The sequence below is a fragment of the Desulfoluna sp. CLI2B genome (assembly GCF_056847375.1).
The window spans coordinates 1,513,055-1,532,809 of the sequence record NZ_CP186557.1; the positions used below are offsets into that span (position 1 = coordinate 1,513,055).

17 protein-coding genes are annotated in these 19,755 nt (G+C 59.6%); 12 read left to right on the forward strand and 5 right to left on the reverse strand.

Annotation, left to right across the window (positions count from 1 at the left end; all coding sequences use genetic code 11):
• The first annotated feature begins 157 nt into the window (after positions 1–157).
• The 12 genes from ACOYW2_RS07405 (at position 158) to ACOYW2_RS07460 (ending at position 14,662) form a co-directional block, all read left to right on the forward strand.
• A complete protein-coding gene (locus tag ACOYW2_RS07405) occupies positions 158–1,303 on the forward strand; it encodes a hypothetical protein (protein ID WP_482769964.1) in 1,146 nt (381 codons plus the stop codon).
• Between the two features lie 123 nt (positions 1,304–1,426).
• On the forward strand, positions 1,427–2,605 hold the full coding sequence (locus tag ACOYW2_RS07410) for a M48 family metallopeptidase (protein ID WP_482769965.1): 1,179 nt from the start codon (positions 1,427–1,429) through the stop codon (positions 2,603–2,605).
• 247 nt (positions 2,606–2,852) lie between these two features.
• On the forward strand, positions 2,853–4,268 hold the full coding sequence (locus ACOYW2_RS07415; RefSeq protein WP_482769966.1) for an eCIS core domain-containing protein: 1,416 nt from the start codon (positions 2,853–2,855) through the stop codon (positions 4,266–4,268).
• Between the two features lie 82 nt (positions 4,269–4,350).
• Positions 4,351–4,887, forward strand: a complete 537-nt coding sequence (locus ACOYW2_RS07420; RefSeq protein ID WP_482769967.1) for a 2'-5' RNA ligase family protein — start codon at positions 4,351–4,353, stop codon at positions 4,885–4,887.
• 296 nt (positions 4,888–5,183) lie between these two features.
• On the forward strand, positions 5,184–9,323 hold the full coding sequence (locus tag ACOYW2_RS07425) for a response regulator (RefSeq protein ID WP_482769968.1): 4,140 nt from the start codon (positions 5,184–5,186) through the stop codon (positions 9,321–9,323).
• A gap of 1 nt (position 9,324) precedes the next feature.
• Positions 9,325–10,173: a CheR family methyltransferase gene (locus ACOYW2_RS07430; protein ID WP_482416813.1), complete on the forward strand. Its 849-nt coding sequence runs from the start codon at positions 9,325–9,327 to the stop codon at positions 10,171–10,173.
• A gap of 37 nt (positions 10,174–10,210) precedes the next feature.
• The gene (locus tag ACOYW2_RS07435; RefSeq protein WP_482416812.1) at positions 10,211–10,774 is read left to right on the forward strand and encodes a chemotaxis protein CheB; all 564 of its coding nucleotides are present in this window, start codon (positions 10,211–10,213) and stop codon (positions 10,772–10,774) included.
• A gap of 91 nt (positions 10,775–10,865) precedes the next feature.
• Positions 10,866–11,861 (forward strand): GGDEF domain-containing response regulator, encoded by a 996-nt coding sequence (locus ACOYW2_RS07440; protein WP_482769969.1) that lies wholly within the window; start codon positions 10,866–10,868, stop codon positions 11,859–11,861.
• 273 nt (positions 11,862–12,134) lie between these two features.
• Positions 12,135–12,734 carry an LOG family protein gene (locus tag ACOYW2_RS07445; RefSeq protein ID WP_482422367.1) on the forward strand — a complete coding sequence of 200 codons (600 nt, stop codon included), beginning with the start codon at positions 12,135–12,137 and terminating at the stop codon, positions 12,732–12,734.
• Between the two features lie 47 nt (positions 12,735–12,781).
• Complete coding sequence (locus tag ACOYW2_RS07450) at positions 12,782–13,432, forward strand: AraC family ligand binding domain-containing protein (protein WP_482769970.1); 651 nt, start codon at positions 12,782–12,784, stop codon at positions 13,430–13,432.
• 29 nt (positions 13,433–13,461) lie between these two features.
• A complete protein-coding gene (locus ACOYW2_RS07455) occupies positions 13,462–13,590 on the forward strand; it encodes a helix-turn-helix domain-containing protein (RefSeq protein WP_482422369.1) in 129 nt (42 codons plus the stop codon).
• Between the two features lie 205 nt (positions 13,591–13,795).
• The gene (locus ACOYW2_RS07460) at positions 13,796–14,662 is read left to right on the forward strand and encodes a DMT family transporter (protein ID WP_482769971.1); all 867 of its coding nucleotides are present in this window, start codon (positions 13,796–13,798) and stop codon (positions 14,660–14,662) included.
• Positions 14,663–14,994: 332 nt separating this feature from the next.
• Here the strand turns inward: ACOYW2_RS07460 and ACOYW2_RS07465 are convergent, their stop codons facing one another.
• From ACOYW2_RS07465 to ACOYW2_RS07485, 5 genes are all read right to left on the reverse strand, one after another.
• A complete protein-coding gene (locus ACOYW2_RS07465) occupies positions 14,995–15,843 on the reverse strand; it encodes a glycine betaine ABC transporter substrate-binding protein (protein ID WP_482769972.1) in 849 nt (282 codons plus the stop codon).
• Positions 15,840–16,703, reverse strand: coding sequence for an ABC transporter permease (locus ACOYW2_RS07470; protein WP_246317784.1), 864 nt, complete (start codon positions 16,701–16,703; stop codon positions 15,840–15,842). Before ACOYW2_RS07470 ends, ACOYW2_RS07465 begins: the two co-directional genes overlap by 4 nt.
• The gene (locus ACOYW2_RS07475; RefSeq protein ID WP_482769973.1) at positions 16,696–17,889 is read right to left on the reverse strand and encodes a quaternary amine ABC transporter ATP-binding protein; all 1,194 of its coding nucleotides are present in this window, start codon (positions 17,887–17,889) and stop codon (positions 16,696–16,698) included. Before ACOYW2_RS07475 ends, ACOYW2_RS07470 begins: the two co-directional genes overlap by 8 nt.
• A gap of 452 nt (positions 17,890–18,341) precedes the next feature.
• Positions 18,342–18,620, reverse strand: coding sequence for an amidohydrolase family protein (locus ACOYW2_RS07480; protein WP_482769974.1), 279 nt, complete (start codon positions 18,618–18,620; stop codon positions 18,342–18,344).
• Positions 18,590–19,564 (reverse strand): amidohydrolase family protein, encoded by a 975-nt coding sequence (locus ACOYW2_RS07485; protein WP_482769975.1) that lies wholly within the window; start codon positions 19,562–19,564, stop codon positions 18,590–18,592. Before ACOYW2_RS07485 ends, ACOYW2_RS07480 begins: the two co-directional genes overlap by 31 nt.
• Between the last annotated feature and the right edge of the window lie 191 nt (positions 19,565–19,755).

Consider the following 19,755-nt stretch of genomic DNA (forward strand, 5'->3'; position numbering starts at 1 on the left):
GACTGGTAGTAAAATGACCCTTGCGTTGCCGGGACGAAATGGGTAGTATAGCGACGTTTTGTTGAACATTGTTTTGAGGATGCGAACAGGGTATCTGCATTCGCCCTTCCAAGGAGCGTACGATGGAACCGGTTTTTTTCAAAGAGTGCGGCGCCCCATGATCGGCAGGTTTGCTGAAAGCAGAACCCGTGTCCTGCTCCTTGCGCTGATGGGGTACTCGCTGACCCTGCTTCCGCTTTCCGTTTTGTTCGGCCTGGCCACGGGGGATATTTTCAAGGGCTACCTTCAAAAGCCCAACTGGTTTCTCTTCCCCCTGTTCTGGCTTCCTGTCGTGTACCTGTACCGGTCGACCTGGGACCAGTTCATCGCGTCATGGAAAGACCTGTTTGCCAACGGGTGTGTCGTGAACAGCGGCGACGGCGGGGTGCCCGCGTGCAGGGACGCCTTTGTAAGCCATATCGATCGCTACCGGAAATATATCCTTATTCTCTCCTCCCTGCTGGCCGTGGTCATCATGGCCCTGGACACGGCAGACCTGGTGGGGCTCTATCTTGACCCGCCCGACCATGTGTACCTGTTGAAGGGGGAAGAGGGCAGCGGCAAGTCTACAGGTGGCCGCTTCCTGGCCGAGCCACAAGGCTGGCACGAGGTATCAGACGGGACAATTCCCTTGCCGGAGGTGACACACCGGGTTGAGGATGCCTCCTGGACGGAGGCGTGGTTGTTCAGGCGCCATCCGGGCGAAAAGAACCCGGGCAAGTGGAGCAACCTGATCTTTGTGTGCCTGGCCTATACCCAGCAATACATCATCATTGTCGTGGGGGTGGCGTCTCTGTTTCATATCTGGGCCCATCTTGCCTTGTTTGTCTGGTTCGACAGCATGTCATTTGCCCGGCAACATGGGATCGTTCTAAGGCTCGATCCTTACTCATCCATCCGTGAGTTCGGCCTGGAACGCTGGAACCAGGCGTTGAACATGATCTACTGGGCTCTGTCCCCCGCCCTTGTCATCCCCATTGTCTCCAAGGCTTCCCAGAGTGCAACCGGAGCCTCGGACATGGGCCAGAAGATGATCCAATGGCTTGTGCCGCTCCTGTTTCTTTCACCCATGCTTTTTACCATCATCGCCAGGCAGAAAAAGGTCATGGCGCTCTGGTCTGTGATTCGTCAGGAGGAGGACAGGGACAAAATCGAGGCGTACCACAAGCAGCTGCTCTGGCCCCTGGACAGGAACTGGGCGTCCAAGCTCGGTATCATTATCGCGTTTCCCCTGGCTGTAACTTTTTCCGGCGGGACATGTTGACGGAGATCGGTGTCGACAAACTCATCAAGTAGCCATAGCCCGGAGGATCGACCCGCTCTCACCTGCTGAATTCGTGTCGTCATTTGAGTCTGTATCTTGTTACCGCTGAGCAAAGGAGATGGTATGGAAGAACTAGTCTGTCCGCGCGAGCGCGTTCTGGGAACACTTACCCTTGTCCTGGGGATTACGGTGTGGGGTCTTTTGATCCTTGGTACTGTCGGGGTCGCGCTGGTCGTGTTGCTTGTGGGGTTTGTGTTTTATCTTTTTGCCCAATCCGCCCTCATCGCCCATATCAAGGGCAACGGCATCGAGCTGTCCCAGGAGCAGTTCCCCGACCTTTATGCCCAGTTTGTCTACTGCAGCAACCTTCTGAAATTCCAGGAGGCTCCGAAAGCCTACATTTTAAACGGTGACGGCGGTTTCAATGCCTTTGCCACCCGGTTTCTTGGCACCCATTTCGTGGTGCTTTTTTCCGATGTGGTGGATGCCATGGCAGCCCATGACGACGGGGTGAAATTTTACATCGGCCATGAACTCGGGCACATCAGGATGAAACACCTCACCGGGACCATGCTTCGCTGGCCGGTTCTCTGGCTTCCCCTCCTGGGGGCGGCCTATTCCCGGGCGCGGGAGACCACATGCGACCGTCACGGCCTGGCCTGCTGCAAGACGCCGGAAGGGGCGGGACGGGCCCTGGCCGCTCTGGCCGCGGGGGCTGAGCGATGGAAAGACATGGACCTCAAGGCTTACCTGCGTCAGAGTCGGCAGACGTCGGGCTTCTGGATGTCTCTTCATGAGCTCATCTCCGGCTATCCCTGGGTCTCCAAGCGTGTGGCCCGGGTGGTGGCCCCCGAAGCCAAAGATCCACCACGCCATGGGCTCGCCTATGTATTTGCCGCCTTCCTGCCCTACGCCGGCCGCCTTGGGGCCGGGACCGGCCTGATTATCCTGATTTATATTGTGTTCGCGACTATTGCCGTGAGCGTCCCGCAGTTTTCCACCTACAAGGTCAAGGCCCATACCACCGCGGTGATGCACGAGACCCGGCCGGTGCGCGAAGCCATGGCAGCCTATTACAAGACGACGGAAGAGATCCCCACCCTGGAGGACATCGGGGTGCTGGATTCGTTGCCGGATGGGAGCCATCTGTCGGTGGACGCGTCCAACATGACCCTCACCGTGGACATGGAAGAGGGAGAGCTTCTGTTCGTTCCCTCCATGGACGACGAGGGGCATATCTTCTGGGAATGCAACGCGGGGGAGGGGTTGTTTCCCAGCCAGGTGCCTTCGTATTGCCCGTAACCGTGTATTCAAGGGGTAGGTTCTGCGTCATATAGCCTCCGTTATGTCGTCTGTGGAAGGCGTGATGATCCTTCAATGTCTGCGCGGTTTCTGTTGGATATAGGAGAACGTTCATGCGTACTTTTTTACGTCAGGCCAAAGAGGTCAAGGAGGCGGTGGCGACCCATGCCGGCGGCAGTGTGCCCCCGGCCCGGGGAGGAATATCTGCCCTGAGGAAGGGCCGCAGCGGGCCGTGGGGAACCACGGGATGCAACAATGGATGGCGCGCGGAGGCGAACACTCGGCATCCGGCCCACGGGGCCCTTCCCCTTTGCCCTCGGTGACCGTCGGCGGCGCGGGTGGGGAGAGGGCCGAGGAAGAGGCCCATCGGGTGGCCCGGCAGGTGACGGCCATGCCGTCACCGGGAGCTGTTGAAACGGCCCTTGCCGGGCCGAGGGATGCCTGTTTTACAGGGCCGTTGGGGCTGAGGTCCTCCGGGGCACCCCTGGACACCGGGACCCGGGGCTATATGGAACCACGCTTCGGACGGGATTTTTCCGGCGTCCGGGTCCACAAGGGGGATGAGGCCGCCGAGCTGGCCGCGTCCCTTCATGCCCGGGCCTTTGCCCTGGGGAACCATATCGTGCTGGGCAAGGGGTTGCCGCCGTCGGACTCGTCTGCGGGGCGTCAGGTGATGGCCCATGAACTGACCCATGTGGTTCAGCAGCGGGGCACCGCTTCGGTGGTGGCCCGGCTCAGTCCCAAGGACTGTTCTAAGGACTGCGCAAAGCCGGACCCTGTCAAACATCCGGCCACGGGTAAGTTTTCCATTACCGTGTACGCAGACAAAGAGGGGACCTTCCTCCTGCTTCCGTTAACCCACAAGGTGGGGCACTCCTGGGTGAAGCTGGAGGACGACAAGGGGACCTCCTGGACCTACGGGTTCTGGCCCCAGTGGGGCTACGACGGCTCCAACATCACCAAAGATGTCAAAGGGTGCGTGCATCACCCGGATACGCGCCACACACCCACAGCCTCCCAGCGCTTTGTTCTCACCGCCGCCCAGTTTGCAGCGGCCATGAAGGAAGCGCGGAAAACCTGCCGGTCCAAACCCAACTACAACCTGTTTGGTTTGCAGTGCACCACCTTTGTCAAACGCGTGCTGGCCGCCGCCGGGCAGTCCTTCGGCGGCTTCGGTCTGGTTTGGGACAGCCCCAACGCCCTGGACTCCTGGATGCGGACCCACGCCCTGCAGCTCGGCACCAGCGTGACGGGCGGCACCTCGGCTCCGGGGAAGGCAGGGGCAGGGACCTTCGGCCTGGACCTCTCCTATCGGCATCAGTTTTATTCGCTCCTGGGTGCCAAGCTTCGACTTTACGGCCTGGGCCGGGCCGAGGTGAGCGATCCGGTGACCTCCCTTACGGCCGGTGCCGGCGTGGAGTTTAACCCGAAAAAAGTCTGGCTCCCGAAGCCCTTTCTGGAGGGTGGGGGCATCATCGGCGACCTCAACCCGGAGCCGGGGCTCTCCGAGTTCGGCGCGGGAGCTACAGGAGCGGCCGGGCTGCGCTTCAACCTGGACGAGGTGGGGTACGTGGGCGTGGAGTACAATCTGGTCAAAGATTTTGCCCGGGATGATCCTGTCCTTCACCGGTTCATGATCACCGCCGGATTCCGTCTTTTTTAATCCCTGTTTGCCTTCTGTTGCCCAACCGTTTAAATCAGTTGAGGCAACTGAATCGTTACATCGCTTTTTCTGGGAGGTCAGCATGGGGTACTCCATCGAACTTTACTTTGATCCGGACTTTGAGGCTACCATCCGGCGAACGTGGGATGTCCTCGCCGCATCCGGTGTGCCGTCCGTTCTCCAGCAGATCGGAGGGCGGCCCCACCTGAGCCTGGCGGTTCTTTCCTCCATTGATGAGACGATGATTCTAAGCCTGGTCAAGGCGTTTTCCAAGGAGTGTTTCCGATTTCCCATCACATTTCCCGCCATCTCCCTGATTCCCGGGGAGCAGCACACCGTAATCCTTTCTCCGGTCCCGAACCGGCCTCTTCTTGACCTGCAGCAACGGCTATACAGCCTTCTGGATGCCTGCGCCCACCCTCCATTCCAGCGGTATATTCCCGGACGATGGCTTCCCCACTGCACCCTTTCCAAGGAACTCTCCGGCCCGGATGCCATGAAGACCATGGAGCTGTGCCGTCAAAGCGCCGTAACCGGCATTGCGGAGGCCCGTGAGGTGGGGGTGATCGAGTTCAGGCCGAGGCGAGAACTCGGTACCTATTCTCTCCCGAATCCGTGACAGAATAGGCTTTTTTGCGTTACCGGTTGTGGGGGATGCCCCCGGGGAGTTTTACGGACTTGACAATATAAGGCATCTCCCGGTATCAGCGGTTGACTTTTTCATGTCAAGACCTGTAAACCCAAGTGAGGAAACGGGCCGGGTCGACGCGTATTTTTCTGCCTGCGTCGTCGCGGCTTTCTCAAGATGGGGTGATGTGCGTATCGGCACGGGGCCTGTGGGGTTCCGGGCGTGTGCTGGTGTGAGTGTTTTACGTGGGGGCTGTGGGCGCCTGTTATTTGGTTTTTGGAGTACACATGTTTCGTTTTTCAGATATGCGGATCCGGTTCAAGCTTATCCTGCTCTTTATCATCTTCGGTGCCGTTCCCCTGGTCGTCATCGGCTATTTCGGGGCCCGGTTGTCCACGGATTCTCTGCTGGACAAGTCCTTCGATCAGCTCAGCACGGTGCAGGTGATCCGAAAAGGGCAGATCGAGGAGTATTTCGCGGATCGTCATGCCGGGATCGCGTTCATGGCCGAGTCCAAGCGGACCCGCGAGCTGCTGGCGGTTCTCAAGTCCCAAAGGGCCCTGTCCCGCAAAGGCGCGGCCGTGGGGCTGGACAGCCGGTCCGCCGATTACTGGCGTCAGGTGGAGCCCTACAGCAAGATGATGGATGTCTATGCCCGCAACTACGGGTACCACGATATCTTTGTGGTGGATGCCGACGAGGGGGATGTCCTCTTTTCCGTTGCAGGCGAAGACGACCTCGGCACCAATCTGCGCCACGGTGCCTACAAGGAGACCGGCCTGGCCTCGGTATGGCGGGAAGTGGCGGCCACCGGCAAAACGGCTGTGTCCGATTTTGCTGCCTTCGGACCCAGCGGGGGGCTTCAGTCCCTGTTCATGGGGCACCCCATCCGATACGACAGCGACACCGTCAAAGGGGTCTTGATTTTCCAGTTTTCACCGGAGCAGGTGACACACATTGTGGACGCCCGCCAGGGGATGGGCAGCACCGGAGAGTCTTATCTTCTCGGGATCAACGCAAAAACGGATCGTTTCGAGCTGCGGAGCAATGTGAAGACCATCGGCAGCGGGAAGTTCGTGGTGGGGTCGACCCTCAAGAATCCGCCAGAGTATTGGAATGACGCAGTCCGGGGGGGAATAGAAGGTGGCCACGCCACCTACATGGACAGCATCGGGCAGGCCGTTCTGGTTGCCTACCATCGGCTGGAGATCCCCGGCCTTGACTGGTACCTCATCTCCAAGATCGACAGGCACGAGGTCACCGCACCGGTGAGGGGCATCTATCGGATGATCGGGCTGGTGGCCGGGCTCCTCCTTGCCTGCATCGGTATCGGCGCGTTGTTTTTTTCCCGCGCCATCACCCGGCCCCTCATTGCGGACATCCGGTTTGCCGAGGCCATTGCCAACGGGGAGCTCAATGCCTCCCTCAAGCTCAACCAGAGGGATGAGCTGGGGGCCCTGGCAAGGGCGCTGAACAACATGGCGCGGAAACTCCAGAACCTGGACTGGCTCAAATCCGGAAAAGAGGGGCTGGACGACAAGTTGCGCGGTGAACACGACAGCGGCCAGCTGGCACGTCGCTTTACCTCCTTCATGGCCCGGCACATGGATGCCCAGCTCGGAGCCCTGTACCTCATGACCGACAAGGGCCTGGAACTCAAGGCGAGTTATGCTTTTACCGACCGCAGCGGCAACTTCAACCGATTCGCCCTTGGGGAAGGCATGGTGGGTCAGGCCGCCATGGAAAACGAGATCCTGGTGTTCAGCGACATGCAGAGCGGCGCACCTGCCGTGAACTTCGGGGCGGGGGAGACCATCCCGTCCAACTTTATCGCGGCACCCGTCTCCTTTGAAGGCGCGGTGGTGGGCGTGCTGCTTTTGGGCTCGGTGAGCCGTTTCACCGATATGCAGCGCCGTTTCATCGAGCAGAACATGGAAAACGCGGCCATCTTGTTCAACGCCGCCAAGTCCCGCCAGACAATCCACGATCTCCTGGAAAAGGCCCAGGAGCAGCAGGAGGCCCTGCGGGTGTCCAACGAAGAGCTGGAGGAGCAGGCCAAGGCACTGAAGGAATCCGAGTCCGAACTCCAGGCCCAGCAGGAGGAGCTGCGGGTCACCAACGAGGAGCTGGAAGAGCAGACCAAGGCCCTGAAGGAGTCCGAGTCCGAACTCCAGGCCCAGCAGGAAGAGCTGCGGGTCACCAACGAGGAGCTGGAGGAACGGACCCGGGCCCTGGAGGAACAGAAAGAGGCCATCTCATGCAAGAACACCGACCTGGAGGCCGCCCAGGAGGTGGTCAAGCAGAAGGCCCGGGACCTTGAGATCGCCAGCAAGTACAAGTCCGAGTTTCTGGCCAACATGTCCCATGAGTTGAGGACACCCCTGAACAGTATCCTGATCCTCTCCCAGATGCTCTCCAAGAACAAGGACGGCAACCTCTCGGAGCGCCAGGTGGAGTCCGCCAAGGCTGTCCACGCTTCCGGCGCCGACCTTCTGGCCCTTATCAACGAGATCCTGGACCTCTCCAAGATCGAAGCGGGCAAGGTGGAGCTGGTCATCGAGGACGTGACCATGGACGGGCTCATGGGCGATATCCGGCGGCTGTTCAAGGATGTGGCCGAAGACAAACAGATTGCCCTGGGCTTAAGCGTTGCCCCGGGTGTGCCGGAGATGGTCCGCACAGACTCCCAGAGGCTCCAGCAGATCCTGCGGAACCTTTTGACCAATGCCTTCAAGTTCACCGATCGGGGTTCGGTGGCCCTCACCGTGTCCCGCCCCGGCCCCGACCTCCTCGCCAGGGCGGAGATGGAGCCCGAAGGTGTTCTCGCCTTTGCTGTTACAGATGACGGCATCGGTATCGCCAAGGAGAAACAGGTGGCCATTTTCCAGGCTTTCCAGCAGGCAGACGGCAGCACGAGCCGCAAGTACGGCGGCACCGGCCTGGGCCTGTCCATCTCCCGGGAGCTGGCCAAGCTGCTGGGCGGCACGATTTTGCTGGACAGCGAAGAGGGCAAGGGCAGCACCTTTACCGTGCTTCTCCCCGAGGCGTACCAGGGCACGACACCGTCCGCAGCGGCCGAGCCGTCTCCGGTGCCGGAGCCCGCACCCGCACGGCAGGAGAGCGCGCCGGTCTCTTCACCAGCGCCGATTCCTCCGTCTGTCGACTGCAGCGTCCCGGACTGCCCCCTGGCAGCCCCTGCCTCTCCCCCTTGTGAGAGCGATTACGTGGAGGACGACCGCAAAACCCTGACCCCGGAGGCAAAGAGCCTGCTCATCATCGAGGATGATCTCAACTCCGCCAGGATCATGCGGGATTTTGCCCGGGAGCGGGGGTTCAAGTGCGTGGTGGCAGAAGACGGGGAGACCGGGCTCCATTTTGCCGATTACTACAAGCCCAGCGCCATCATCCTGGACATCGGCCTGCCGGGCATCGACGGCTGGACCGTCATGGAACGCCTCAAGGGCAACTCCGAACTCCGGCACATTCCTGTGCATTTCATGTCTGCTAACGACAGCTGCCTGGATGCCATGCGCATGGGGGCGGTGGGCTACCTCACCAAGCCGGTGAGTATGGAGAAGGTGGAAGACGCTTTAAGCAAGCTGGAGGACATCGCCTCCAAGCCCGTGAGCCGGCTTCTTCTGGTGGAAGACGACAAGATCCACCGGGAGAGCATCGAGACCCTCATCGGCACCGGAGACGTGGAGACCACCGCCGTCAGTTCCGGCAGGGAAGCCCTGGCGGAGCTGGACAAAGGGGGCTACGACTGCATGGTCCTGGACCTCGGCCTGGAGGACATGACGGGCTTTGAACTGCTGGAGAAGATCCGCCTGAGCCCCACCTCCACCCGGGTTCCCATCATCATCTACACGGGACGGGACCTGACCCGGGATGAGGAAAAAGAACTCAACCGCTACGCCGAGAGCATCATCGTCAAGGGGGTGAAATCCCCGGAGCGGCTCCTGGACGAGTCCGCCCTGTTTCTCCATCGCGTGGAAGCCAACCTGCCGGAGGAGAAACGCAACATGCTCAAGATGGTCCACGACAAGGAGGCGGTGCTGAGCGGCAAGACCATCCTGCTGGTGGACGACGACATGCGCAACGTTTTTGCGCTTTCCAGTGTGTTGGAGGAACGCAACATGGAGGTGGTCATCGCCAGGAACGGCATCGAATGCCTGGACAAGCTCAAGGCCATGGAGAAGGTGGACGCGGTCCTCATGGACATCATGATGCCGGTAATGGACGGCTACGAAGCCATGACGGAGATCCGCAAGAAAAAGGCCTTCTCCAGGCTGCCCATCATCGCCCTGACAGCCAAGGCCATGAAGGGGGACAGGAGCAAGTGCATAGAGGCCGGTGCCAGCGACTACCTGGCCAAACCCGTGAACGCGGAAAAACTTCTATCCATGCTGAGGGTCTGGTTGTACTGATATGAATGAATCCGAACGCATCGAAAACGAACGCCTTGAGATCCAGATGCTCCTTGAGGCCATCTACCGGAAATACGGCTACGATTTCCGAAGCTACGCCTTTACCCATACCAAGCGTCGCCTGGAGCACCGACGGTCCCTGGAAGGCCTGGACACGTTCTCGGACATGCAGCACCGGGCCATCCATGACGAAGGCTTTTTTAACACTCTGCTCCTGGACCTTTCCATCAACGTCACGGAGATGTTCAGGGACCCGTGGTTCTACAAGCGGGTGAGGGAGGTGGTCTTTCCACATCTTCGCACCTACCCCTTTGCCAAGGTGTGGCATGCCGGGTGTTCGGCGGGCCAGGAGGTCTACTCCATGTGCATCCTTTTGGAAGAGGAGGGCATGGGCGACCGCGTGCAGGTGTACGCCACGGATTTCAACGAGCTGATCCTTCAAAAGGCCAAGGAGGGGATCTACCCCATGGACCTGGTACGTGAGTACACGGCCAACTACCAGAAGGCTGGCGGGGACCGCTCTTTTTCAGATTACTACACCGCCGATTATGATAACGTGATCATGAAACGGTCCCTTAAAGAGCATGTGCTCTTCTCCTCCCACAACCTGGTCACCGACGGGGTGTTCGGGGAGATGAACCTGATCTTTTGCAGGAACGTTCTTATCTATTTTAACCGGGAGTTGCAGAACCGGGTGTTGAACCTTTTTTACGACAGCCTGTGTCCCGGCGGGTTTCTCTGCCTTGGATCCAAGGAGAGTATCCGGTTTTCAAACGTGGCCGACCGATTCGAGGTCGTGTCCGAGCGAGAAAAGATATACCGAAAAAAGCGTGGCCCGTCCGCCCTGTGAGAACCCGGCAGGCAGGCCATGGCAAAGGATGAAACGCATGAAGTCATTTGAAGCTGTTGTCATCGGCGTTTCAGCCGGAGGCCTCGCCGCTCTGGAGGCGATCCTTCCGGTTTTGGACGAATCATTCGGGGTGCCGGTGCTTGTGGTTCAGCATCTTAGCCCGAACACAGAGAGCTACCTGCCGAAGCATCTGGATATCCGGTGTGCGCTGCACGCCAAGGAGGCCGAAGACAAAGAGCCCCTGAAGCCGGGGACCGTCTATGTGGCGCCTCCCAACTACCACCTTATGGTGGAGGCGGACAGGACCATTGCCCTGTCCACCGAGGAGCGGGTAAACTTCTCGCGGCCGTCGGTGGACGTGCTGTTTGAGACGGCCGCCGAGGTGTTCTGTAAAGGGCTGGTGGGGGTGATCCTCACCGGCGCCAACTCAGACGGTGCGGCCGGTGTTGCGAGAGTCAAGGCACTGGGCGGCCTGGTGGTGGTGCAGGATCCGGAGACCGCCGCGGCAGATGCCATGCCCAGGGCCGCCATCAAGGCGGTGACCCCGGACCATGTGCTTCCTCTGGAACGCATCGGCCCTTTTTTGAAAACACTGGCCTGACAGAAAGATGAAGCCCCCGTCGTGGTGTGCGGGGGCTTTCTGAAACGGGCTGTTGATTGTTTATGTTCCATCAATACCACAAAGGTTTGTCATGGGAATTGCCAAGATACTGATCGTTGATGATCGTCCGGAGAACCTCCTGACCCTGGAAAGCCTTCTGGATGAGCCGGATATCGAACTCGTCCGGGCCACCTCCGGCATGGAGGCCCTGGGGCTCACCCTGGACCACGATTTCGCCCTGGTTCTCCTCGACGTCCAGATGCCCGGCATGGACGGCTATGAAGTGGCGGAGCTGATGCGCGGAAACAAAAAGACAAAGCACATCCCCATCATCTTCATCACGGCGGCGTTTCGGGCGGATGCCCAGGTGTTCAAAGGGTACGAGAGCGGGGCGGTGGACTATCTGTTCAAGCCCCTGGACGAGCGGGTCTTCAAGAGCAAGGTGGGGGTCTTCATCGAATTGTTCCGCCACAAGGATGCCCTGAGCAAAAAGACCCGGGAGCTCGACCGAAAGCTGGTGGAGCTTGAAGAGTTGCAACAGCAGCTTGAAGAGACCAACGAGCAGCTTCGCCTGCTCTCCACCACGGACGGCCTCACCGGGCTTATTAACAAACGGGAGTTTGAGGTCATCTTCGAACGGGAGTGGATCCGGGGGATCAGGACCCAGGCGCCCCTTTCCCTGGTGATGCTGGATATCGATTTTTTTAAAGCCTACAACGACACCTGCGGGCATGCCCAGGGGGACGACTGCCTGAAAAAAGTGGCCCTGGCCATCTCCGATGCGGCCAGGAGGCACACGGACAAGGTGGCGCGGGTGGGCGGCGAAGAGTTCGCCGTGCTTCTGCCCGAAACCGAGGCAGAAGGGGCTGTTCATGTGGCCGAACGACTTCTCGGGGCCGTGTCCGACCTTGCCATTCCCCACAAGCGCTCCTCTGTCGCAGGGTATGTCACCACAAGCATCGGCGTGGCCACGTGGCTCCCACGAGAATGGGATCCGAGCGGGACCTTTTCGAGGCTGCTGATGATGGCCTGTACCGGGCCAAGGAGAAGGGCCGGAACCGCTGGTGCATGGGGGCGACGGTTCTGAACGTGGCATGATGGACCCGGGCGTGTTAAAAAAAAATAACGATTCAGCTCATCTTTGCCTCCGGCGGGTCGCTTTTTTGAAAAAAAGCTCCGCAAAAAACGTTCCGGTAGAAAGATTAGAACAGTCAAAATCGCTGGAATTCATGCCGGAGCTGTCAAGACCTGTTTGGCAAACCCAAAGCATCTAATTTGGTAAAAGTTTGGCCCCGGCAGGGCCACCGGAGGCTTTTTTGAGTTGAAGCGTTACAAAAAAAAGAAATACAAGGAAGAAAAAATGAAAAATATCTGTGTGTTCTGCGGGGCAAGCCCCGGGTCCAACCCCGCCTACCTGGAAGGGGCGCGGGAGCTTGGAAAAACCATGGCTGCCAACGACATCCGCCTGGTGTACGGAGGCGGCAGCCTGGGCATGATGGGGACCCTTGCCAAGACCGTCAAAGAGAACGGCGGCAAGGTCACCGGGGTCATTACCCGTCACCTGGTGGACATGGAAGTGGCCCTCACCGACCTGGATGACCTGCGTGTGGTGGACACCATGCATGAGCGCAAGGGCCTCATGGCCGATCTCTCCGACGGGTTCATCGCGCTTCCCGGCGGGTTCGGCACCATGGAGGAGATCTTTGAGATCATCACCTGGTCCCAGCTGGGCATCCACAAAAAGCCCTGCGGCTTTCTCAATGTGGACGCCTACTACGACAAGCTCATGGCCTTTTTCAACCACATGGCCGACCAGTCGTTCATCGAAGCCGACTACAGCAACATCGTCCTCATGGATGAAAAACCCGATGGCCTCATCTCGCGGCTGAGGGGCTTTACCCCTGTTGAGTCCGACAAAGGCAAGTGGGCCAAGGAACTCACCGCCAACAGCCACGCCTGATGCCTCGTCTCTGACCCAACCCCTGCCTTGCAAAGGAGCCCCTTGCCATGGCCATGGTCTACAGACCGGAACGCATCCCGGGCGTCAAGGTGCTCTCCTGCACCGATCCCTTCGAGTTCCGGCCCCATATCCACGACCGGTATGTGGTGTGGCTGAACACGGCCGGGGGGGAGCACTACAGCCTTGGTGGCTCCACGGACATCCTGGCACCGGGCAGCATAAGCGTCATCGAGCCCGGGGCGGTCCATGGCAACCGTCCCTGCTCGGAGACGGCCCGGCACCTGCGCAGCTTTTACGTGGAGGCCGGGGTGTTCCAGGCCATGGGCGAACAGTTCGGCCTCTCCGGTGCCGAGGGGCTTGGCCTCACTGGCGGGCCCATAACCGACAGGTCCCTCTGGACAGAGCTGGCCCGGCTCCATGAGCTGATGCTCGGCGATGCGCCCGATTTAGAGCTCTCCACCCGGGTGACCCGGGTCTTCGGCGACCTCTTCAGGCGTCACGGCCGACTGGGGACTTTGCCGAAGGCACCGGAGGCACGAGATGTCCGTATCGACCGGGTCCTGGAGTGCCTCCGGGAGAATCTCGATACGCCCCTGACCTTGGAGACCCTTGCCGGGCTTGCCGGATGCACCCCCTACCACCTGATCCGCCTTTTCCGGAAAACCCTGGGAACTACACAGCGCCCCATGCCTACCTGACCCAGCTTCGCCTGGAAAACGCCCGCCGCATGCTGGAACGGGGAGAGTCCATCGCAGACAGCGCCCTGGCCTCCGGTTTTTCCGATCAAAGCCACCTCACCCGTGCCTTCCGGTCCCGCTACGGCCTTCCCCCCGGCGCCTACCAGCGCTCATCCTGATTCCCCCATCCCCCTCCCTTCGCCTTTAGCCCTTTGCCTTTAGCCTTTCGCCCTTAGCCTCCCCCCCCCCTTATCCCATGTCAATTTTGTTCAAGATAGCCGCATCCCGTTGGGCTACCCTCGTCTCCCATGGATGGCACCCGGCCCGAGCCGGATAATAGAAAACCTTTTTAAAGGCGCGCACGCCGCGTCCGGGAGTGTGGTTGTGGTTCCTTATCTGTACGCCCTTGGGGCGATTTTATGCTGGGCGAGTCTCCCGGCTGCCGTGGGGGCGGGCCTTGACGGCCTCTCCACCGAGTCTCTTCTGTTCTACAGCTTTACGTCGGCGGCTCTCTATCTCTATGTTCAGGATGTGGTGACGACCCGTTCTGTGAGGCTTTACCTTCCGGGGCTTGCCGCCAGCCTTTGGGGTGTTGCCGGGATCTTCGGCTACCACTGGGTCTACTACATGGCCATGGACAACGCCCCGCTGGCCGAGGCCGCCATCCTGGCCACCACATGGTCCTTCTGGATCGTGGTCTTCTCCTCGGTGCTGGCCTTTAAAAAGCTCAAAGGGAGCATTGTCGCAACGGCGCTCATGGGCATGGTGGGTGCTGGTCTTGTGATCGCTTCCAACGCGGATCTCTCCTTTGATGCCGCCTACATGAAAGGCTACCTCCTGGCACTGCTCTGCGGGTTGATCTGGAGCAGTTTTTCCGTGGCCCTGCCTAGGCTGAACACTTGTCGCAGTCCCATGACCGCTTTTACGGTGTACGCCGCCGTGATCTCCGCGGCTTTTTATCTCATTACCGGTCCCCATCCGGCACCAGGGGGCCGGGCCCTTGTTTCGGCGGTTTACGTGGGCCTTGTGCCTTTAGGGCTCTCCTTTTTCCTGTGGAACCGGGCAGTGGCAACGGGGAATCTTTCGGTTATTGGGTTTCTAAGCTACCTTACACCGCCCCTGGCTGTGCTTCTGGTGGCGCTTATCCACGGGCAGAGGGTGTCGGGGCAGGTGCTTCTGGGGATGGGGGTGATTATCGCGGCATCCATGCTTGGGAAAGCGGCTTTGGGGAAGGGCTCGGGTCAGGCATAAGTGCCCAACTGAACAGGGAAGATGGTGTCAGGCAAAAATCAAAAGCCCGTCCATGGTTCTTTGGAACCTTGAGCGGGCTTTTGCACTTTATTGTAGCTGTTCAGCTTGCCTCCGGCAGGTCGCTTTTGAAAAAAACTCCGCAAAAACGTTCCTGCTCCGATCTGTCTGTTTATTGAAGAATCAAACAGGTCTCTTTTCGAGACGGGTTGTCAACGATCACCCTTCACGCGAATGCCTTGGAAGTGATGGCATGATGATGCCCTTCATGCATTCGCCATAGGGTTTCAAGGTGCCCCCACCTTGCCGCCGGAGGCTGGCTTTTCCTGGATCTGTTACGGCAACCAGCTCTTGACACGATCCGGGTGGGCGGCGACCCATTTTTTGGCATTTTCATACACGTCGGAGCCGTCCACGGTGTTCATGGCCATCACCTCACCGATCTCGGCGGCGGTCCAGGAGAAGGTATCCAGCACGTGGTAGACCTTGGGGTGGTCCGCCTTGAGCCCCTTGCGGGCAAAGGTGTTGATGGTCTCGGCCTCGCCGTACACCTTGTCCGGGTCCTCAAGGAACTTCAGGTCGAACTTGGCGAACTTCCAGTGGGGCACCCAGCCGGTGACGGCGATCCATTTTTTCTGGCGGTAGCGGTTGGCCAGGGTGGCGGTCATGCCCGCGCCGCTGGAGGAGACCAGCTCGATCTTGTCCAGGCCGTAGTGGTCCATGGCCTCTTCGGTCTTGAGCATCACCCCGGCACCGGGGTCGATGCCGATGATCTCACCGTCAAAGGCCTTGGCGTTGGCGTTGAGCTCGGCAACCGTGTCGATGGTCACGTAGGTGGGGACAATGAGGCCGATCCGGGCTCCGTGGAAGTTGGGGCCGAGGTCTTCGATTTTCCCTTGATAGCGTTTGACCATGTCACCGTGGGTTACGGGGAGCCACGAGGTGGTCAGGGCGTCCTGGTCGCCTGAGGCCAGGGCTGCGTACATGGCCGGGGCCGAGACCGGGGTAAGCTCCACGTCGTAGCCCAGGTTTTCTTCGATGACGGCTTTCATGACGTTGGAGCTGGCTGTGGCACAGGCCCACTCCACGTAAACGATTTTGATTTTTTCCTTGGCCGCGGCCGGGGTTGCGATGAGAGCGGCAACAGCCAGGGCGAGACAAAGGGACGCGATACGGCGAATCATGCATTTCCTCCTTCAGGTTTTCCATTCTTGGCTCCCAGCTGCTGAAGTATGCGGTCCAGGAGCATGGCAACGATGACAATTCCGATTCCGGCTTCAAAGCCCTTGCCGGGCTGGAGCCGCTGGATGGCTTTCCATACCTCGCCCCCCAAGCCCTTGGCGCCGATCATGGCGGCCACCACCACCATGGAGAGGGCCAGCATCACCGTCTGGTTCACCCCGGCCATGATGGTGGGGGTGGCCAGTGGAAGCTGGATCTTGAAGAGCTTCTGGCGCGGTGAGGAGCCAAATGCGTCCGCCGCTTCGATGAGCTCTGCCGGAACCTGGCGGATCCCGAGGCAGGTGAGGCGGATGGCCGGTGGCACCGAGAAGATCACGGTGGAGAAGATGGCCGACACCTTGCCCAGCCCGAAAAAGGGGATGGCCGGGATCAGGTAGACGAAGGCCGGCATGGTCTGCATAAAGTCCAGAACGGGCATGACCATGCGATAGGCGGTTCTATTCAAGGCCGCCAGGATCCCCGTGGGGATGGCGATGAGGATGGAGACCAGGGTGGCTATGAGCACCAGGGCCAGGGTGCTTACCGTGGCCTTCCACAGGCCCATGTTCACGATGAGGAACAGCCCCAGGATGGCCAGGGCCGACACCGATGCCTTGCGTGTGATGGCAAAGGCCAGGGCCCCGATTCCCAGGATAAAGAGCCAGGGGGGCAAAAAGAGCATGCCGTCCACCATGAAGTCGATGAACGCCTCCATGATGTCCGAGAAGACATTGGTGGCACCGGAACAATGGGCCACGAGAAAATCGATGACAGCTTCGATGGCCTTTCCGATGGGGAGCCTCGGGATGTCCAGGTCAAGCACTTCGTCCTCCTTCGGCCAGGGCGGCCAGCAGGGTCCCGCGGACAATGACGCCCGCCAGTTTCCGGGTCTCCGTGACCACGGCCAGGGGGTAGGGGAGATCCTTGAGGATCTCGAACAGCTCGGAGGCCGGGGTCTCCGGGGGGACGGTGGTGACGTCCCGCTGCAAAATGGTCTCCAGGTTGTCGTCGCCTCGCTCTGCGGCTTCTTTGGCGTCGGCCGCCGAGATGATTCCCAGAAGGGAGTGGTCCCGCTTGGTGACGAAGAGGCTGGAGATTCCCTCGTTTTTCATCTTGCGAAGGGCGGCTCTGGGCCCGTCGTTGCGCACATGGCCCACGGCAAAGGGGCGCTTCATCACGGATTCGGCCGTGAGGACCTTGGAGATGTCCACGTCTTCCACGAATTTTTCCACGTAGCGGGTGGCCGGTTCCATGAGGATTTCGTCCGGTGTGCCCACCTGAACCACCTTGCCGTCTTTCATCAGCACGATGCGATCGCCGATTTTCAAGGCTTCGTCCAGATCGTGGCTGATGAAGACGATGGTCTTCTGGAGCCGGTCCTGAAGGTCCAGGAGTTCGTCCTGCATGTCCCTTCGGATGAGGGGGTCCAGGGCGCTGAAGGCTTCGTCCATGAGCAGGATATCCGGGTCTACGGCCAGGGCGCGGGCAAGGCCCACCCGCTGCTGCATGCCGCCGGAGAGCTGATCCGGGTAGCTCTGCTCCCAGCCGGACAGGCCCACCTGGCCCAGGACTTCGTGGGCCTTCTCCAGTCTGGCCTCCCGCTCCACGCCCTGGATTTCAAGCCCGAAGGCGGCGTTTTCCGCCACGGTGCGGTGGGGAAACAGGGCAAAATTCTGGAAGACCATGCCAAATTTTTTCTGCCGGATATCCAGGAGTTCCCCATGGCTTACCTTGGCGATATCGACCCCGTCCACGAGGATGGATCCCGCCGTGGGCTCGATGAGCCGGTTCAGGCAGCGCACCAGGGTGGACTTTCCGCTCCCTGAAAGACCCATGATAACGATGATCTCTCCGGCCTTGACGTCGAAGGTTACCCCGCCCACGCCGACACCGTGGCCTGTTTTTTCCAATATCTCTTCTTTGTCAGACCCGTCCCGGAGCATGGACAATGCCCGTCGCGGGGAGGGACCGAAAATCTTGACCAGGTCCCTCACTTCAATTTTTGTCATGTGGTTCACCCTCGGTTGTGTTCAAAACGATGCCTACCATAGAGGCGGCGAAAGCCTGTGTCAAATTGCTTCAACGGTTTTTTCAAGAGCAATCGCTTGTGGCGGAGGTGTGATTAAAAGATATTTTGAGTTGTTATGATTTTTTCCGTATGTTTCTAAAAAAAGACAATGATCATCTTTTAAATCGATTTTTATTTCAATTTATTATTGATGGTTCCGGGTTTGCCATGGTTTGGGGATTATCTGGAAATTAGTTTGTGTCATGGGGTATTTTGACGGGTTTTTCCGGCGCGGCGGCGCCTCGTACGGCCCATGTCCTGATGTCTAACGGGCTGGCTGGATGGCGTGTCGGGTATTGCTGATAGACTGGTGTGGGCGGGGTGTTTCGCGGCAGGGAGTGGGCCCCGGACTGCGCCTGTAATGGGCAGCCCGGGGCAAAGGGGCGGGGCTTTCTATCTGATTTTCTTCCCTTCCGCAAACACTTCGGAAGGAACCGCTCCTAAATGGAAGGGGGGCTTTTCCCAGACCAGGAGGCTGGCGAGCTTTCCCTCTTCGATGGTGCCGAGCTGGTCGTCGATGCCCAGGACGGCGGCGCTTTTGCCGGTGATCAGGCTGATGGCCTCGGCTTCGTCCATGCCGTGCATCAGGAAGAACTTCAGCCCGTCCCGGAGGGAGGCTGAAAGGGTCACGGGGTGGTCGCTCATGAGGGTGTAAAAGGCCTCAGAGGCCATGAGCTTGGCCGTGTTTTTGTAAACGGCGTGTTTGAGCTCCACCTTGTAGCCCACGGAGCCGATGGGGCCGTAAACCACGGGGATCTCCCGTTCGGCGAGCTTGTTGAAGATCTCGGTGTGGAAGACATCGCAGGCGTGATCGCAGGTGACGGAGAGACCGGGGGGCACTTTTCCACGAGCTTGATGAGATAGAGAATGTCGTCTTCCTTGTGCACGTGGACTTTTGCGATTTTTTCGCCGCTGAGAAGCTCCAGCAGGGCGCTGTCTTCGGGATCGAAGGAGAGGAGGTATTCGCGTTCGATGACATCGGCCTCAAAGGCGTGGTCGGTTTCGTTGATCTCGCCCTTGGCCTGCTTGTCCGAGAGTTCGTTGAGTTTTTTCTCCTTTGCAAGGGCGGCCTTCTCCTTTTTAAGGAGCACCTCGTCAAAGCGCTTTTCGAGCATGGCGTAGATCCCCATGCGGGTGGTGGGGCGATCCCCTTTCCAGTCCGTGGTGGAGCGGGGGTTGTAGCCCAGGGCCATCTTGTAGCCGTAGTCTTTGATCACGGCTTCGTCCCGGTACCGGGCAAAGTTTCGGATCACCCTGGCCTTGCCGCCGATGAGGTTGCCGCTTCCCGGCACCACGCAGCTGTACAGGACCCCGAAGTCCACGGCATCGGAGAAAGCGCGGTCGTCGAAGTAGAGGCTGTCCACCGGGTCCACCAGGGGCAGGATCTGGGCGATTTCGTCGTTGGCCTCCCCCTCCCGTGAGGGCTCCCCTTCGCGTTCCATGCCGATGTGGGAGTGGGGATCTATGAAGGCGGGGGTCACGATCCCTTCCGAGTCCCAGCGGGTTGCGGTTTCAGAGATGCTTGCGATGCGGTCGTTTTCAATGGTGATGTATCGGTCGGTGGCGGTGCCTCCCTTGCCGTCGAAGAGGAGGGTGGCCTTGATGATATGCGTCATGGTCTCTTTTTTCCATTTGGTGTGTTGGGTTTTCTGCCAGGCCGAAGGCGGGCTGAACAGTGATGGCTGACATGGCCCGTCCGGGCAGGTCGTGCCGAATTATACATCCGTTGAAGGACGATTGAAACGAATGAGCCCATTGCAACATGATTTTATCACCCGATTGTAATATAAACCTCACCATGGGAGCC

Coding starts and splice junctions, on each gene's coding strand:
- ACOYW2_RS07405 (WP_482769964.1), top strand. CDS start 158: ATGATCGGCAGGTTTGCTGAAAGCAGAACCCGTGTCCTGCTCCTTGCG.
- ACOYW2_RS07410 (WP_482769965.1), top strand. CDS start 1,427: ATGGAAGAACTAGTCTGTCCGCGCGAGCGCGTTCTGGGAACACTTACC.
- ACOYW2_RS07415 (WP_482769966.1), top strand. CDS start 2,853: ATGCAACAATGGATGGCGCGCGGAGGCGAACACTCGGCATCCGGCCCA.
- ACOYW2_RS07420 (WP_482769967.1), top strand. CDS start 4,351: ATGGGGTACTCCATCGAACTTTACTTTGATCCGGACTTTGAGGCTACC.
- ACOYW2_RS07425 (WP_482769968.1), top strand. CDS start 5,184: ATGTTTCGTTTTTCAGATATGCGGATCCGGTTCAAGCTTATCCTGCTC.
- ACOYW2_RS07430 (WP_482416813.1), top strand. CDS start 9,325: ATGAATGAATCCGAACGCATCGAAAACGAACGCCTTGAGATCCAGATG.
- ACOYW2_RS07435 (WP_482416812.1), top strand. CDS start 10,211: ATGAAGTCATTTGAAGCTGTTGTCATCGGCGTTTCAGCCGGAGGCCTC.
- ACOYW2_RS07440 (WP_482769969.1), top strand. CDS start 10,866: ATGGGAATTGCCAAGATACTGATCGTTGATGATCGTCCGGAGAACCTC.
- ACOYW2_RS07445 (WP_482422367.1), top strand. CDS start 12,135: ATGAAAAATATCTGTGTGTTCTGCGGGGCAAGCCCCGGGTCCAACCCC.
- ACOYW2_RS07450 (WP_482769970.1), top strand. CDS start 12,782: ATGGCCATGGTCTACAGACCGGAACGCATCCCGGGCGTCAAGGTGCTC.
- ACOYW2_RS07455 (WP_482422369.1), top strand. CDS start 13,462: ATGCTGGAACGGGGAGAGTCCATCGCAGACAGCGCCCTGGCCTCCGGT.
- ACOYW2_RS07465 (WP_482769972.1), bottom strand. CDS start 15,843: ATGATTCGCCGTATCGCGTCCCTTTGTCTCGCCCTGGCTGTTGCCGCT.
- ACOYW2_RS07475 (WP_482769973.1), bottom strand. CDS start 17,889: ATGACAAAAATTGAAGTGAGGGACCTGGTCAAGATTTTCGGTCCCTCC.
- ACOYW2_RS07480 (WP_482769974.1), bottom strand. CDS start 18,620: ATGGCCTCTGAGGCCTTTTACACCCTCATGAGCGACCACCCCGTGACC.
- ACOYW2_RS07485 (WP_482769975.1), bottom strand. CDS start 19,564: ATGACGCATATCATCAAGGCCACCCTCCTCTTCGACGGCAAGGGAGGC.